This is a genomic window from Leptospira barantonii (assembly GCF_002811925.1).
Lineage (GTDB): Bacteria > Spirochaetota > Leptospiria > Leptospirales > Leptospiraceae > Leptospira > Leptospira barantonii.
Genome location: NZ_NPDS01000008.1, coordinates 62,566 through 78,465 on the forward strand (window position 1 = coordinate 62,566; position 15,900 = coordinate 78,465).

15 protein-coding genes are annotated in these 15,900 nt (G+C 45.1%); 9 read left to right on the forward strand and 6 right to left on the reverse strand.

The annotated features are described in order from the left end of the window. The first annotated feature begins 17 nt into the window (after positions 1 to 17). From CH367_RS16895 to serB, 8 genes are all read left to right on the forward strand, one after another. Entirely contained in the window at positions 18 to 998 is a 981-nt protein-coding gene (locus CH367_RS16895) for a malate dehydrogenase (RefSeq protein WP_100763675.1), read from the forward strand. Positions 999 to 1,015: 17 nt separating this feature from the next. Then, positions 1,016 to 2,146, forward strand: a complete 1,131-nt coding sequence (locus tag CH367_RS16900; protein ID WP_100763676.1) for an aminotransferase class I/II-fold pyridoxal phosphate-dependent enzyme — start codon at positions 1,016 to 1,018, stop codon at positions 2,144 to 2,146. Further along, a complete protein-coding gene (gene bioD, locus CH367_RS16905) occupies positions 2,146 to 2,811 on the forward strand; it encodes a dethiobiotin synthase (RefSeq protein ID WP_100763677.1) in 666 nt (221 codons plus the stop codon). The genes CH367_RS16900 and bioD overlap by 1 nt, the downstream gene beginning before the upstream one ends. Further along, complete coding sequence (bioA, locus tag CH367_RS16910) at positions 2,808 to 4,109, forward strand: adenosylmethionine--8-amino-7-oxononanoate transaminase (RefSeq protein WP_100763678.1); 1,302 nt, start codon at positions 2,808 to 2,810, stop codon at positions 4,107 to 4,109. Before bioD ends, bioA begins: the two co-directional genes overlap by 4 nt. Before the next feature lie 40 nt (positions 4,110 to 4,149). Next, positions 4,150 to 5,214 (forward strand): biotin synthase BioB, encoded by a 1,065-nt coding sequence (gene bioB / locus CH367_RS16915; RefSeq protein ID WP_100763679.1) that lies wholly within the window; start codon positions 4,150 to 4,152, stop codon positions 5,212 to 5,214. A gap of 388 nt (positions 5,215 to 5,602) precedes the next feature. Further along, the gene (locus CH367_RS20870; RefSeq protein WP_000875511.1) at positions 5,603 to 5,779 is read left to right on the forward strand and encodes a hypothetical protein; all 177 of its coding nucleotides are present in this window, start codon (positions 5,603 to 5,605) and stop codon (positions 5,777 to 5,779) included. A gap of 7 nt (positions 5,780 to 5,786) precedes the next feature. Beyond that, positions 5,787 to 6,530 (forward strand): GDSL-type esterase/lipase family protein, encoded by a 744-nt coding sequence (locus CH367_RS16920; RefSeq protein ID WP_100763680.1) that lies wholly within the window; start codon positions 5,787 to 5,789, stop codon positions 6,528 to 6,530. A gap of 8 nt (positions 6,531 to 6,538) precedes the next feature. After that, on the forward strand, positions 6,539 to 7,420 hold the full coding sequence (gene serB, locus CH367_RS16925) for a phosphoserine phosphatase SerB (RefSeq protein WP_100763681.1): 882 nt from the start codon (positions 6,539 to 6,541) through the stop codon (positions 7,418 to 7,420). Here serB and mutS read toward each other — a convergent pair. Both mutS and CH367_RS16935 read right to left on the reverse strand, forming a co-directional pair. Further along, positions 7,403 to 9,949 carry a DNA mismatch repair protein MutS gene (mutS, locus tag CH367_RS16930; RefSeq protein ID WP_100763682.1) on the reverse strand — a complete coding sequence of 849 codons (2,547 nt, stop codon included), beginning with the start codon at positions 9,947 to 9,949 and terminating at the stop codon, positions 7,403 to 7,405. The two genes, serB and mutS, sit on opposite strands and share 18 nt — an antisense overlap. Beyond that, positions 9,946 to 10,596: a phosphoribosylanthranilate isomerase gene (locus CH367_RS16935; protein ID WP_100763683.1), complete on the reverse strand. Its 651-nt coding sequence runs from the start codon at positions 10,594 to 10,596 to the stop codon at positions 9,946 to 9,948. The genes mutS and CH367_RS16935 overlap by 4 nt, the downstream gene beginning before the upstream one ends. Positions 10,597 to 10,689: 93 nt before the next feature. Here CH367_RS16935 and CH367_RS16940 point away from each other — a divergent pair, with 93 nt between their 5' ends. Beyond that, positions 10,690 to 11,397, forward strand: coding sequence for a purine nucleoside phosphorylase YfiH/LACC1 family protein (locus tag CH367_RS16940; protein WP_100763684.1), 708 nt, complete (start codon positions 10,690 to 10,692; stop codon positions 11,395 to 11,397). On the opposite strand, the gene CH367_RS16945 is transcribed toward CH367_RS16940, so the two are convergent. From CH367_RS16945 to CH367_RS16960, 4 genes are read right to left on the reverse strand one after another with little or no spacing between them, the layout of a single operon-like run. Further along, positions 11,387 to 11,794, reverse strand: a complete 408-nt coding sequence (locus CH367_RS16945) for a response regulator (RefSeq protein ID WP_100763685.1) — start codon at positions 11,792 to 11,794, stop codon at positions 11,387 to 11,389. The two genes, CH367_RS16940 and CH367_RS16945, sit on opposite strands and share 11 nt — an antisense overlap. Positions 11,795 to 11,810: 16 nt before the next feature. Beyond that, entirely contained in the window at positions 11,811 to 12,887 is a 1,077-nt protein-coding gene (gene leuB, locus CH367_RS16950; RefSeq protein ID WP_100763686.1) for a 3-isopropylmalate dehydrogenase, read from the reverse strand. Between the two features lie 18 nt (positions 12,888 to 12,905). Beyond that, complete coding sequence (locus CH367_RS16955; protein WP_100763687.1) at positions 12,906 to 14,126, reverse strand: aspartate aminotransferase family protein; 1,221 nt, start codon at positions 14,124 to 14,126, stop codon at positions 12,906 to 12,908. Then, a complete protein-coding gene (locus tag CH367_RS16960) occupies positions 14,123 to 15,886 on the reverse strand; it encodes a phospho-sugar mutase (RefSeq protein WP_100763837.1) in 1,764 nt (587 codons plus the stop codon). The genes CH367_RS16955 and CH367_RS16960 overlap by 4 nt, the downstream gene beginning before the upstream one ends. Between the last annotated feature and the right edge of the window lie 14 nt (positions 15,887 to 15,900).

The window sequence follows — 15,900 nt, forward strand, 5'->3', positions numbered from 1 at the left end:
TTAGGAGTCGGCCAAATATGAGTAAGACAGTGAAGGTCGCTGTTACAGGCGCCGCAGGGCAAATAGGGTATTCTTTACTTTTTAGAATCGCTTCCGGACAAATGTTCGGTGCGGACACTGCGGTGGAAATCCAGATGCTTGAATTGGAAGCGGCGCTTCCAGCGGCAAAAGGCGTAATCATGGAATTAGAGGACTGTGCGTTTCCTCTTCTTCAGAAAGTGACAGTCTCTTCCGATTTGGACACGGCTTTTAAGGATATCAACTGGGCGTTGTTAGTCGGTTCCGTTCCTAGAAAAGCGGGAATGGAAAGAGGGGATCTTCTTAAGATCAACGGAGGAATCTTCGTAAATCAGGGAAAGGCGATCGAAAAGAACGCGGCTTCCGACGTAAGAGTTCTCGTTGTAGGAAACCCTTGCAACACGAACTGCTTGATTGCGATGAACAACGCAAAAGGTGTTCCACAAGATCGTTGGTTCGCGATGACAAAACTCGACGAAAACAGAGCGAAGTCTCAACTCGCGGGCAAGGCCGGAGTTGCGGTTAAAGAAGTGACTCATCTCGGAATCTGGGGAAATCACTCCTCCACACAATATCCTGATTTTTATAACGCGAAGATTTCCGGAAAACCGGTAACCGATGTGATCTCAGACCAAGAATGGTTGAAGGGAGATTTCATTAAGAACGTTCAACAAAGAGGAGCCGAAATCATCAAAGCAAGAGGAGCTTCTTCTGCGGCAAGTGCGGCAAACGGAGTTGTAGACACCGTTCGTGGAATCATCAATCCGACTGCACCCGGCGATGCTTTCTCCGCGGCGATCGTTTCCGACGGGTCTTACGGAGCGGAAAAAGGTCTGATCTTCGGATTCCCGTTGAAATCCGACGGAAAGAAAGTGGAGATCATCCAAGGTCTTCCTTTGAACGACTTTGCAAAAGAGAAGTTCAAAATTACTCACGACGAACTCGTTTCCGAAAGAAACGAAGTGAAGGAAATGCTCTAAAACCGAATCGAGGTTTTTTGAATCTGAATCCTTCAACGTTTCTTCAGAAAGCCTCGCTCGTTTTGAAATCCTTGCAAAAGGATTTCTTACTTCGATCCCTGGAAATTCCTTCCGGGGTCGATCTCTCTTCCAACGATTATCTCGCTCTTACAAAACATCCCAAGATTATAGAAAGTTTAAAAGAAGGTCTGGATCTATACGGCTCCGGATCCGGCGCTTCCCGTTTGGTGAGCGGTCATCGAGATTCTTTTGAAATTGCGGAACGCGTTTGTGCGGAATGGACGGGGACGGAAACCGCTCTTTGGGTTGCGAACGGTTACGCGGCCAATCTTGGGCTGATCTCCTGCATTGCAAACGCAAAGACGGAAATTTTCACGGACCGACTCAATCACGCTTCGATTCTCGACGGGGTTCGACTTTCCGGAGCCGAAAAAACGTATTATAAACATCTAAACTTGAATCATCTCGAAGAACTTCTCCAGAAATCGAAACGAAAGGAAAAGCTCATCGTATCCGAAACGGTCTTCAGCATGGACGGAGATCTCGCGCCGATCGAGGATCTTTTGTATCTCAAGAAAAAATACGACGCGACGTTGATACTGGACGACGCGCACGGAATCGGCGTTTTCGGACAACAAGGAGAAGGAAGGGTTTCACAAATACTCGGTCCCGATAAAACCAAAGAAGTAGATTTTATCACATACACGGCCGGAAAGTCTCTGGGGTTGGAAGGAGCTTGGATCGGAACCTCCGAGACCGGAAAAGATTTTCTCATCAATAAGATGCGCACGTTTATATATTCCACGGCTCCGATGCCCGCGATCGCTCACGCGGTTCCGACTTCGGTTGAGATTGTAAAGTCGATGCAAACTCAAAGGGAGAATCTTCTAAAAAAAGCCGATTGTTTCCGCAGTTCCCTCGAAACCAAAAATTATCCGAAGACAACTTCCGAGTCTCAAATCGTTCCTGTGTTGTTTTCTTCCGAAGAAAGTGTTTTGAACGCCGCCGAACTCTGCCGCAAAAATGGGCTTTATGTAAAAGCGATTCGTCCGCCTACGGTGAACGTTCCGAGACTTCGGATCAGCATTCATTCGGATACGTCCGAAACTACATTAGAAAAATTGATTTCTCTTTTGCCGGAGTTTTAATGGCGATCTTCATCGGCGCAACGGGAACGGACGTCGGAAAAACTCTTTTGAGTTCATTGATTTTTTGTAAGTACGGAAAGTCTTTGGGCCTCAAGTATTTCAAACCGATTCAAACCGGAGACGACAGCGATCGTGTTACCGTGATGAATCTAAGCGGACTTCACGAAAATTACTTTCTGAAGAATTATTATTCTTTGGCCTTTGCGGGTTCTCCACATTATTCCGCCGAACTGGAAGGGGCCGAGATCGATACTGCGGAACTTTCCAGACATCTATACAGCATTCGGGATCAAAGGATCGTAGTCGAAGGCGCGGGTGGTTTGCTCGTTCCGTTGACTCGAAACTTTCTTACCGCAGAGCTGATTCGACAATCCGAAATCCCGATGATCTTAGTCGCTCCGGTTTCCTTAGGTGCGATCAATCAAACCCTTCTTTCCATTGAAGCGATTCAAAGCCGAAAGATCGATTTGAAAGGAATCTTCTTTATCGGAGTTCCCGATAAAACCACGGAAGACAATATCCGAACCATCACCGAATGGAGCGGGGTCCCGTCCTTGGGAACGTTTGCTTTGAATTCTCGGGAAAAAATAGGACGCGAACGATTTCAAAAAGAATGTCTTTTACGGTTTGATCCAGAGGAAACGATCCAAAAAATCATCGTATGATCTGGTATCCGTTTACGCTTCAACACGAACCCGATTCTCCCTTACGAATCGAAAGAGCCAAGGAAGAATTTTTATATGACACATTCGGAAATTCTTATATAGACGCGATCTCTTCCTGGTGGGTGAGCATTCACGGACACAACCATCCTAAGATCATCCAAGCCGTAAAGGATCAATTGGACAAACTCGATCACGTTTTACTCGCGGGTTTCACCCACGATCCTGCTGAAAATCTGGCTTCGGAACTTTTAAAAATTACGGAAGGGAAGTATTCTCACGTTCTTTATTCGGACAACGGTTCTACCGCCGTCGAAATCATGATCAAACTCGCGTATCAGTATTTTCAAAATACGGGAGAAACCGAACGCAAAACATTCATAAAGTTTAATACTTCCTATCACGGGGATACGATCGGAACCATGAGCGTGGGCGGAAATTCCGTATTCAACCGAGTTTTTGAAGGTTTGATGTTCCCCGCCGAAGAATTTCAAACACCGAACTGCAGTTTTTGTCCGGTTGGAAAAAAGCCCTCGACCTGCGAAGTGGAATGTTTGGAAGAAATCGAAATCTTCTTTGCAAATAATCCGAAGTCGGTCGCGGGAATCGTACTCGAACCGTTGATCTTAGGCTCGGGAGGAATGATCTTTTACAAAGAGGAAGTTCTCCAAAGATTGGAAACGATCGCCCGAAAATACGGGGCCTTACTTTTGGTGGACGAGGTTTTTACAGGTTTCGGTAGAACGGGTTCTCTCTTTGCGTATCAAAAGGCGAAGATCCAACCGGACTTTGTGGCGATGGCAAAGGGTTTGAGCGCGGGCGCGGCGACCGTGGCGGTGACCTTAACGACCGAAAAAATTCATTCTGCGTTCGTAACGCCGGAACCGGAAAAAGGTTTTTATCACGGACATACGATGACCGGAAATCCGATCGCTTGTTCCGCGGCGCTTGCCTCAATCGATCTTTTTTTTAGGGAGAATCGTCTCGAACAAATCGCAAAACTCGAAACGAAACTCAAAGTCGGTTTAAAAAAAATCGCCGAAGAATTTCCGAATGCGGTTCGGGATTGTAGGGTTTTGGGAGCGGTCGGAGTTCTTGAGTTGGAAGTGGGAAATCAAAGCGGTTATAGTTATCCCGGAAATAAAATTCTTAAGAAAAAGTTTTTGGAAAAGGGTGTGGTGCTTCGGCCCTTAGGGAATGTGATTTATCTGACGCCTCCATATATCATTCGAGATTCTTCCCTGGAAAAAATCTTTTCGGCGATTCGGGAAACCCTGTCCGAAATTTCTCTTGGGAAATAGACTTTTCAAGAAAACTCCCTCGCTTGAACCTGTCTGAAGAATGTCCACAACACTAAAAACAGCCGAAAAAATATTCTCCGAAATTCCAAGCCGTATCACAAAAGAAGAAGGGTTGGAAATTCTAAACGGTTCCGTTCCGTTAACGACTTGTTTGGACAAAGCCTTTCAAGAAAGAAATCGCTACTTCGAGAATAAGGTTAGAATTCATATCTTAGACAATATCAAAAACGGTTACTGTCCGGAGGATTGCGGATACTGCGCTCAAAGAAAGAACGCAAACTCGGGAGTTCAGGAATATCCGATGAAGTCCGAAACCGAAATCTTCGAGGACGCGGTTAAGGCGAAGGAAAACGGAGCGTATCGTTTTTGTATGGTAACTTCCGGAACCGGACCCAATCGACCGACCACGGAAAAACTCGCTTCCACGATTCGAAGAATCACGGACGAACTCGGAATGAAGGTCTGTCTTTCCGCGGGACTTTTGGACGAGGACAAGGCTCAGCTTTTGAAAGCGGCCGGACTTGATCGATACAATCACAACTTAAACACTTCCGAAAATCATTATCCGGAAATCTGTGATACACATACGTATTCTCAAAGAGCGGAAACGCTCGGGTCGGTTTCCAAGGCGGGAATCGGGATGTGCAGTGGTGTGATCGTGGGAATGGGGGAAACACTTCGCGACATCGTAGACGTAGCTTTTGAACTCAAATCGTTTCGAGTGATTTCGATTCCTGTGAACTTTTTTATTCCCGTGAAAGGACACGCGATCCAGAACCCAAGCGTTTTGACGCCGGAACTTTGTGTAAGAATTCTTTGTCTTTTCCGTTTGGTAAATCCAGACTCGGAAATCAGAATCGCGGCGGGAAGAGAAGGACATCTCAGAACTCTTTCCGCAACGGCATTATTTGCGGCAAATTCTTTGTTCTCCGCCGGTTATTTGAACGTCAAAGGTTCGGAGATGACGGAAACGATTTCCATGATCCGAGACGCCGGTTTTGTTCCGGAACTCGCGGACGGTGGAATTCTTCCCGAGGATTCCGAATCGGGTTCTATGTACGCTGAGAAAAATTTTCCGGAGCTTTATAAATTCAAAAAAGCTTAAGTTTTGAGTGTCAAGGAACTGTCAAAAAAACCTGTTTTTGGGATTTTTTACGCTTTCCCGGCAACTTTTTTTTATTAAATTGAGTCTGAAGACAATGTAGATTGTTAAACAGCTCCCGGATTTTGCAGAATTTCGAAAGGAATTTTAAAGAACGGAGTTCGGTTTCAAACACTGTTTAGGCGAAAAATGAGAATTCGGCTTTTACAAAATTACTTACGTTATGCGTCTTTCAATTTGCAAAACCCGAAGAAAAAATTTGAAAAAGAATATGGAAATGTCGGAGTTAGGAAATCTTCTTTTTGAGTCTTAAAAAGAGTATTTCGTTTTTTTTAGAATCGGTTGAAAGCCTGGGTTAATCTAAAAATCTGACATTACTGGAGTTTAATGGATGAAATATAAAATAGAAATCAATAAGCTAAAGAACGGTTATATAGAAGCCAAGCTGATTGATACCGCCTCCAATAATCCGATCGAATTCAGAATTTGCGATTCGGAAGATTATCTGCAAGCGCAGATAGCGGATTGGCACAAACGTTTTCACATGAAAGAACCTCAGGAGCAGTAAAAGTTCTTTGGCAAAGTATCTTTCCGCTCTTTCTTTGCTTTTTCTTTTCTCCTCCTGTTCCCTCCTGATTAAAAAATCATACACGGACTATACCAGCTCTAACTTCGAATGTTGGGCTGGGACTGGATACAGATCGTCCGAAAAATTCGAACAATACAGAAATCTCTGGTCGACGATGCGAAAGATCTATCGCGAAGATAACCAGAGGATCAGAACCGCAAACGTAGTATTTGTGGGAAACTCCCTGATTCAGTTGTTTCCAAACGAGATTCTTACCAAGGAATTTCCCGGCGCGGTCAATCGTGGCATCGGCGGGGATATGACCGAACTCCTATTGGAAAGATTGGAAGAGGACGTGGTCGTTTTAAATCCGAAAGCGATCGTTTTGGAGATCGGAGGAAACGATCTGATCCAAGGGAAATGTCTGAACTTGATTGAAAACAATCTGGTACGAATTCTCGATAAACTCAATAAATCCCTTCCGAATACGAAGATCGTTATTTTGGGAATTCCACCCGTTCGCACACAAAGTTTAAATAGTATTTCTCCCGTAATCAATCTAACCTGGATTTATATCGCGCAATCCTATAAGAACGTAGTCTTTTTGGACAACTGGCAATGGCTTCGAGAAAAAGATAGACCCGGTTTACGCCCGGAGTTTTGGCTCGAACAAGATAAAATCCATCTCAACGAAAACGCGTATAAGATCTGGGTCGATAAGTTAAAACCGATTCTCTTACCGTATCTCTAAAGGTTCCATTGCTCTTAATTCTCACTCAAAATCCCGAAGAAATTCGAAAAGAAATCCTATTGGGACTGGGAAGTTTCGTTTCCTTAAAACCCGAAGAACGATTTTTACTTTCCTCGGCTCCGGTCCGTACACAAGGACTCTGGAATTGTATCGAATGGAAGATTTCTAGAAAACTGGATCGTTCCGAACTGATTGCCGTCCGCGAAACATTCGCAAAAAGGAATTCGGATCTACTACAAGTGGACAAACTTCTGGACGCGAAGAAGAAAAGTTTTTTCGCCTTTGATATGGATTCCACTTTGATTCAACAGGAAGTCATAGACGAACTCGCGAGAATGGCGGGCGTTTACGAGGAAGTCGCGTCCGTAACCAAGGAAGCGATGGAAGGGAACCTCGATTTTCACGAGGCTTTGAAAAAAAGATGCATCTATTTAAAAGGACTTTCCTCATCTATCTTTACCGAACTTTATCCGACTCTTTCTTTAAACATAGGAGTTGAAAATCTTCTCAAAGGTCTGAAAGAAAATCAAAGTAGAACCGCCGTTTTTTCGGGAGGGTTCACGGACATTCTGGAAATCTTTCAAAGGAGATACGGAATCGACGAGGTTTACGCTAACGTTCTGGAAAGGGAGAACGGACAACTTTCCGGAAACGTAGTCGGGGATATCGTGGATAAAAACAAAAAGCTCGAATACTTAAAGATGATCCGCGACCGGGAAGGAATTTCATTCGCCCAAGTGGTCGCGGTCGGCGACGGAGCAAACGATTCTCTTATGTTGAACGAGGCCGGAATCGGAATCGGTTTTCATGCAAAAGAAGGATTGAAAAAGCTGATCCTCAATTGGGTGGATTTCGCTCCGATGGATTCTCTCTTATTTTTGTTTTCTTAGTTTTCTTTGAAAGTCTTCCAAAGTCTTTAGGGCTTCAATCGGAGTCATCTCTTCCAGTTTCAATTTAAGAATGGATTCTTCCGTGACGGAAGGAACGTTTTTTATTTCCGGTTCCGCAAAAAGGGAAGGTTGCGCTTCTTGAATTTTAATCTCTTTCTTTTTGGATTCTAAATCCGTCAAAAGTTCCGCGGCTCGTTTTACGATCGGCTCGGGAACACCGGCGATCTTCGCCACGTAAATCCCGAAAGACTTTTTAGCCTTACCGATCTTTACCTTTCTCAAAAAAAGAACCTTGTCGTCCTTTTCCAGAGTTTCCAAGTAAAGATTGAAAATTCCTCCGAGACGGGAAAGTTCCGTTAGTTCGTGGTAGTGTGTCGCAAAGATCGTCTTCGGTCTTACGGGTAACGAAGAAAGATATTCGAGAATGGACCAAGCTATGCTCATTCCGTCGTACGTGGATGTGCCGCGTCCGACCTCGTCGAAAAGAATCAAAGAATCTTCGGTATAATGATTGAGGATGTTTGCGGTTTCTTTCATCTCCACGAAGAATGTGGATTCTCCAGCGGTAAGATTGTCTCCTGCGCCGATTCTCGTGAACAGTTTATCCACGATCGGAAGACGTGCGGACTTCGCGGGAACAAAGGCCCCTATCTGAAACAAAATCTGATTGAGCGCGATTTGACGCATAAACGTGGACTTACCGGCCATGTTCGGTCCCGTAAGAACTGCGACCGCCTTGTCGTGTGTATCCAGAAAAACCGAGTTGGGAATAAATTCTTGACCGGGTGGAAGAGTGGCTTCGACGACCGGATGTCTTGAATCTCCCAGATCCAAGGAACGATCCTCGGAAAGTGTAGGACGAATCCAGCCGAACTTGTCCTTGGCGGTTAGAACTGAAATCTGAAAATCCAGATCGCCGATCTCTTCCGAAAACGAAAGAAGCGCCGAGGAATATTTCAAAACCTCTTCCGTCATTCGATTGAATTCGGCTCTTTCGATTTCCTGAATGATCTCGTCCGCTTCTAAGATGGTCCGTTCGATTTCTTCCAGTTTCGGAGTCGTAAAACGTTCGCTTCCTACGAGAGTCTGTTTTTTGAGATAATCCTTGGGAGCTTGTTCCGCTTGTGCCCTCGAGATTTCTATAAAGTAGCCAACGATTTTATTATAACGAATCTTTAATGTGTTAAGACCGGTTCTTTTTTTCTCTTCGGTCTCGAGTTCGAGAATCCAGTCCTTTCCTTTGACTCCGGCTTCTCGCGCCTTGTCCAGTTTCGCGGAAAGCCCCGCTTTTAAAAAAGGACCGTTGCCTAAGATCACGGGAAGATCGTCGCCCGGATGCAAACGTTCTTCGATAAAATCGGAAAGGGTTTTCAATTCTTCCGAAGGAATGAGAAACGGATACGAAAGCGATTCCAGATCTTTTTTCAGTTTCATCCCGGTTGAAATCGAATTTAGAAAGGATCGAAAATCTCTCGGATACGCGTGATTTCCCCGAAAGCGAGTGAGAATTCTCTCCAAATCGGCCACGTCCTTAAGCGCAGACACGAAGGGAGCTAGAACCGTTTTTAAAAGAATGTCCTGTTTTTCCCAACGGGAATAAAGAACCGCGGCGTCGCATTCCGGAAAAAGAATTCGCTGTTTGAGAAGGCGTTTTCCCTTTGCAGTATTGCAAAAATTGAATATAGAATAGAGCGTATGATTTTTTTCTTTTTCGTTCTCGACGAGTTCGAGGTTCAGGATCGTTTCCCGATCCATTTCCAAAAATTTACCGGAACTCAATATCCTAGGTTCTCTTAGAACGAGTTTGTTCTCCCTATACGTCTCTCGAATATAATCGGTCAAATAACGGGAAAGAATTTGGAACGGATCTTTTTCGGAAGTTTCCGGTTGTTCTTTTAAGAGAGTGAATTCTCTGTTTTTGAAATATTCCAAATTTTGAAAGTAGGATTGTTCGGATACAGGAACGCATATCTCCGAAGGTTTGAACTTTTCGAGTTCCGCGATCAGTCTTTCCGGACTTGTAACCGATGCGGAGGAATAGAACAATTCTCCCGTGGAAAAATCGGCCATCGCAAAGTAGATCAGACTTTTTTTAAGATGTAAAACGGCGAGATAGTTGTTTTGAAAACCGGAAAGAAGATTTTCCTCGATGACCGTTCCCGGAGTGATGATTCGGACCACGTCTCTTGTCATCAATTTCGAACCCGGTTCTTCCGGTTTGGATTGTTCACAGATTGCGATTTTCTTACCCGCGTTCAGAAGACGGGAAATATAATTGTCCTTGGAATGATACGGAATCCCACACATAGGAACCGCGTTTTGACGTTTTGTAAGAGCGATGTCTAAAATGGAGGAGGCGATCTTTGCGTCGTCCAAAAACATCTCGTAAAAATCTCCCATTCGAAAGAATAGAATCGTATCCGGGAAATCCTTCTTGATCGCGAGGAATTGTTTCATCATCGGAGTGTTGAGCGCGTCTGCGAGATCACTCCAGTATTCTGCGGATGTTCCTGTGGTTTCCAAACTCATAAAGCGGTTCTTGCGTTCCTGATAAATTGAATTACTTTTTCTTTGTCTTTGACACCCGGCGCGGATTCGACTCCGCTCGCGACATCCACTCCGAACGGTTTTACGGTTTGGATCGCCTGTGCTACGTTAGTCGGGTTTAAACCACCGGCCAATAAAAACTTTCTGCTCACCTTGGAAACGAATTCCCAGTTGAAGATTTCTCCGGTGCCGCCGCCTGCGCCCTTGGAATAACTGTCCAAGATCAAAAATTCTCCGGGAACGTTTTTGAGAATCTCGTCGTCGATCGGAGCCGTAACTCGATACGAACAGATCTGAGGTTCTCCAAAAAGTTTTTTCGGGTCCGCGTTCGTAAGAGTTGGATCGTCCCAAACCCATTGTACGAAATCGTGTTTTAAAGCGGAGCGGATCGATTCGATTTCTTCGAAAGAATTTTTATAAAATAACAGAACGATCTTCGGAGAATTCTTTTCCGATGAGTAATACTCTACGATTTTTTGCGCGTCGTCTAAGGCGATTTTTCTCGGGCTGGAAGGAACAAAGTTGAGTCCTATGTAATCCGCGCCTTCGTCCAGGCATACCTTGGCGATTTGAAGATCCCTGATTCCGCAGATCTTTACCTTCGTTTTTTCAAAAGAATTCTGATTCATGGATGAAAGTTTTTCCAGTCTTCCCGGAGGGTTTCTTTAGATCACGTACTTTAACACTGGTAAGTTTCGCCTGAGAATTTAGTTTCGGATTCGATGGCGCTCCTTCATTCCTTTCCGATTTCCGAAAGCCGACAAATCAAGATTCTCATCGCGGGAAAGAAAGAACTGCCCGGTCGGAGCTTGGACGTTTCCGAACAAAGAACCGAAATTGCAAGATTGACTGGTAAAAAGGAATCCTCGGTTTTTATTTTAAACCAGGTCCATGGGGATACGGTTTTAGACGCGGATCGTTCGGATTCTTTTTCCTTTGAGGACGGAGACTCTTGGATCGGAGAAGAACCGGATCAAGTTCTTTGTATCAAAACCGCAGATTGTATGCCCTTGTTTTTTTGGTCGCCCAAGAGCCCGAAATTTGTAGCGATTCATTCGGGTTGGAAGGGAACGTTAGCCGGAATCTCCGAAAAAACTTTGAGGCTTGCATTCGACGAATCGATCTTGAAAGACGGATCTCTGTTCGGTTATCTCGGTCCTTGTGCGAGCGGACTCCGTTACGAGGTCGGCGATGAAGTAGCGAGTTTGTTTCGAAAAGAATTTCCAGAATGTCTCAAACCAACCGGGGTCGATAAGTTTTTACTCGATCTGGAATCGTTCGTTCGATATAGACTTGAGAAGAATGGAATCGTGGTTTCGTTTCAATCCGATAGGATCTGCACGATGGAAGAGAATTCAGATTTCTTCAGTCATCGCAAAAAGGACGTCGGAAGAAATCTGAATCTGATTTGGAAAGAGGTTAGACCTTAGGAACTTTTTGAATCGCGGCGTTGATCTTTTCCAAAACCTTTTCGCGTTTCACCGGCTTTGGAATATAATCCATCGCACCTTCGTCGATTAGGTTTTTCAAAACCGCAGGAGTGTTTTCTTCGGATACGATGATAATCCTTGGAAGAACTCCACGATCCTTGATTTCAAAGAAGGTCGCATAACCGTCCATTACGGGAAGATTGAGATCGAGCGTGATTAGATCCACACGTCTGTGTTCGTCGTATAGTTTTACGAGTTCCTTTCCGTTTTCGGCGAACCCGATCACTTGATAACCTTCCGATTCCAAAATCTGCGCCAATTGTTTGGCTTGAAATCTGGAGTTCTCGGCTATCAAAACCTGATACGGTCTTCCGTTGGGAGCTACACCTGCTTTCATATCTTTTTACCTCTTATTAGAGAAAGGATTCGATGACTTGACCGATTTCCTTGGTTCCGACTACGGTGGATCCCGCTTCCGCGATGTCCCTTGTCCTTTTACCGGTCGCGATCGTTTTGCGAACGGCGCTTTCAATCTTGGAAGCTTCTTCTTCCATGGAGAATGAATAGCGTAACATCAAAGCCGCGCTCAATACCTGCGCGATCGGATTGGCGACTCCCTTTCCCGCGATGTCGGGCGCGGAACCGCCGGACGGTTCGTATAAACCGAAACCGGATTCGGAAAGCGACGCCGAAGGAAGCATTCCGATCGATCCGGTGATGATGGAAGCCTCGTCGGAAAGAATGTCTCCGAACATGTTCTCACAAAGAACTACGTCGAATTGTTTCGGATTTACGATCAACTGCATCGCCGCGTTGTCCACGTAAAGATGATTCAATTGGACGTCCGAAAATTCTTTCTTATGCAAATCGATTACAACTTCTTTCCAAAAAACGGAAGTAGTCAAGACGTTTGCCTTATCGATGCTTGTCACTTTATTATTTCTTTTACGGGCGGCTTGGAACGCTACTCTGGTAATCCTTTCGATTTCACGTCTGGAATACTTCATCGTGTCGTATGCGAATTCTTCCTGCCCGGATCCTTCTCTTCCCTTAGGCTGTCCGAAGTAGATTCCTCCGGTCAATTCTCGCAAAATCAGAATGTCCAAACCGTCTCCGATGATATCCGCGCGAACCGGAGAAGCGTTTTTGAGTTCCGGATAGATGATCGCGGGTCTTAAGTTTGCGAACAGATCGAAATGTTTTCTGAGAGGAAGAAGGGCTCCTCGTTCCGGTTGTTTTTCAGGAGGAAGGGTTTCCCATTTCGGTCCGCCGACGCTTCCAAAAAGAATCGCGGAAGATTCTTCGCAGAGTTTTAGGGTTTCCGGTGGAAGCGGATGTCCGGTTTTGTCGATTGCGATTCCTCCGACGAGTCCTTCCTTAAAATTAAATTCGGAAGCCTTTGCACCGAGAGCCTTTTTCAAAACGGAGAGGGCGACCTCCATGACTTCCGGTCCGATTCCGTCACCGGATAGTACTGCTACATTCTTCATTCTTTTTATGGATCCTTTTTAGTTTTGTTTGAGTACGGATTCGAAAATGTCCAACCCTTGGTTTAAAAAGTCGGACGAGATCGTAAGAGGAGGCATGATCCGAATCACGTTCTCCGCAGTCGCATTGACGACGAGTCCCGCGGCCAAACAGGCTTCGGCAACAGGGCGAGAAGGAACTTTCAGAACGACTCCGATATGAAGTCCTTTTCCTCTTACCTCGGAGATCACCGGATATTTTTCCTTCATCTCTCTGAGTCTTGTAAACGCGATGTCCGAACAAAGGTTTACGTTGTTTAAAATTTCTCTGGTTTGAATGATACGAATCGTTTCGTAAGCGATCGCCGCGGCGAGATGATTTCCACCGAAAGTGGAACCGTGAGATCCTTGTGTGAAAAGGTCCTGGTATTTTTCTCCCACGATCAAGGCTCCGATCGGAAAACCGGAACCGAGTCCTTTCGCGAGAGTCATTGCGTCCGGAGCGAATCCCATCGTTTCAAAGGCGAATAACGTTCCCGTTCTTCCGACTCCGGTTTGAATCTCGTCAAAGATCAGAAGCGCTTCGTTTTCCGCCGTCAATTCTCTGGAAAGTGTAAGAAAGCTGTTGCTCAAAGGAATGATTCCGCTTTCACCGATGATCGGTTCTTCGATGAGAGCTACGATTCTTCCTTGGTATCTTTCAAACGCCGCGACAAGAGCTTCGTCGTTGTTCGGTTCCACGAACTCGATTCCTTTTAGAAGTTCTCCGTAACCCTTTCTGATCTTGTCCTGACCGGTTAAACTCATACCGGAAACGGATCTTCCGTGAAAACTTTTTTCCAAGGAAAGAATGATAGGATCAACGATACTTCTGGAATCCGCGTACTTCCGTGCGAGTTTAAACGCGCCTTCGATCGCTTCCGTTCCGGAGTTGGTCAAAAATACTTTTCCAGGAAAGGAATTTAGAATCAAAAGTTCAGCGAGGTTTGCCGCTTCTTCCGAATAAAACAGATTGGAAGTATGAAAGAGTTTATCCGCTTGAGAACGAACTACTTCGATGATATCCGGATCTGCGTGTCCGAGATTCGTCACGGCAACACCGCAGTGAAAGTCGATGTATTGTTTATTATCAAAGTCGAATAGAAGTTCGTTCACACCGTAACGAAACGCGACATTGTAACGAGCGTACGTATTGAGGAGATAGTGATCCGCCAATTCTTTCGTGTGCTGAAAAAGTTCCTTGTGAATGTCCGTGTCGTTCATGAGAGTCCTGCCAGTTTTAAAAATATTTCTTCGGATGCTTGGATCTCGGAAAGAAGATCCCCCGTAAGTTTTGAAATCTCTTCCTTAGACTTCGGAGTTTTTAAACTCTGAAAGGAAGAATAGATCTTGATCTTCGGTTCCGTTCCCGAAGGCCGAATCGTAAGTTTTGCGTTTCCATCTAGTATGACTTGAATCACGTCCGAGGAAGGACAACCAGCAAACGCGGACTTCGAAGCGGTTCCTTTAGCGGTTTGAGTTTTGTAATCGAGAATTCCAACGATCTTTCTGTGATGAATTTCCTTTCCCAAAAGATCCACGGTTCTAAGTGATTCCAGAGATTTGCGGATCTTTTCCTTACCCGCGCTTCCTTCTAACGTTAAGGACTTTAGACTTTCCTGAAAGAGCCCGTATTTAAGATAGATTTCGTCCATATAAGCGAGCAGATCTTTTTTCTCGGTAAGAATTTCGAGTAAGAGCAAAGCTGAAGAAAGAGAATCCTTATCCCTTACAAAAGAAACCGGAAGATAACCGAAGGATTCTTCTCCGCCGAACAAAAAGAAATCCGTTTTGCTTTTGTCGATCTTTGCCATCACCTGAGCGATGAACTTAAATCCGGTAAGAACGTTTTTGTATTTTACCTTGTTCTTCTTTGCGATGTTTTCCTGAAGATCCGTGGTCACGATCGTTTTGATGAGAACCGCTTTTTTCTTTTTTTTACCGAGCGCATAATTCTCGCAAAGATAAGCCGCCATGATCGAACCGATTTGATTTCCGTTTAATAAAACGTATTCTCCGTTTCCGCTTTTGACTCCGATTCCGAGTCTGTCCGCGTCCGGGTCCGTTGCGATAAATGCGTGTGCGTTTTTGGCGATCGCGAACTTCTTCGAAAGCTCCATCGCTTCCGGTTCTTCCGGGTTCGGATATTTAACGGTGGGGAATTCTCCGTTCGGATCTTTTTGTTCGGGAACTAAGAATACGTTTTTATAACCGAAACCGTTCAAAAGTTCCTTCATCGACTTTCCGCCTGTTCCGTGTAACGGCGAATAGACGACCTTCAATGAAGCACGGTCCTTCGGCTTGATTTTTGAGGAAAGAATTCCCGCTTTCGAAAGTTCTTTTTTGTAAGACGCGAAACAATCCTTTCCCGCGGCCTTTACCATCTTTTTGTAAAGTGCGCTCTTAGGGGAAAGAATGGAAATCTGATTCCAATCTTGGATCGATTCGATTTTTGAGATGATCTTTTTATCATCCGGAGGGACGAGTTGTCCTCCGTCCGCAAGATATGCTTTAAAGCCGTTGTAATCGGGAGGGTTGTGCGAAGCGGTAATCACAACCCCGCCGGTCGCTTTGTAGTAACGAATCGCGTAGGAAAGAAGAGGGGTTGGAGTCACTTCGTTAAAAAGAATGACCTTCACTCCAAGAGAAGCCGCGATCCCCGCGGTCACCTCCGCGAATTCTTTCGATCTTCTTCTCGAGTCGTAGGCGATCACGATCGATGCCTTTTTGTTTTTGCCAGAAAGATAACTTACAAAACCGAGAGCGGCTCTTCCGACGGTGAATTCATTCATCCGACCGATTCCGCTTCCGAGTCTACCTCTCATTCCTCCCGTACCGAATTCGAGTGGAATCGAAAAGGCTTCCACGTCCGCACCGGTTTCTCCTTGAGAGAATTTTTTTAATGCGAGATTCGCTTCTTCGCGGACCGAAGAAGGAAAGGGTTCCTGAGTCCAGGATTGAATAAAGGATTCGGGATGATTCATAAAATTACGGATTC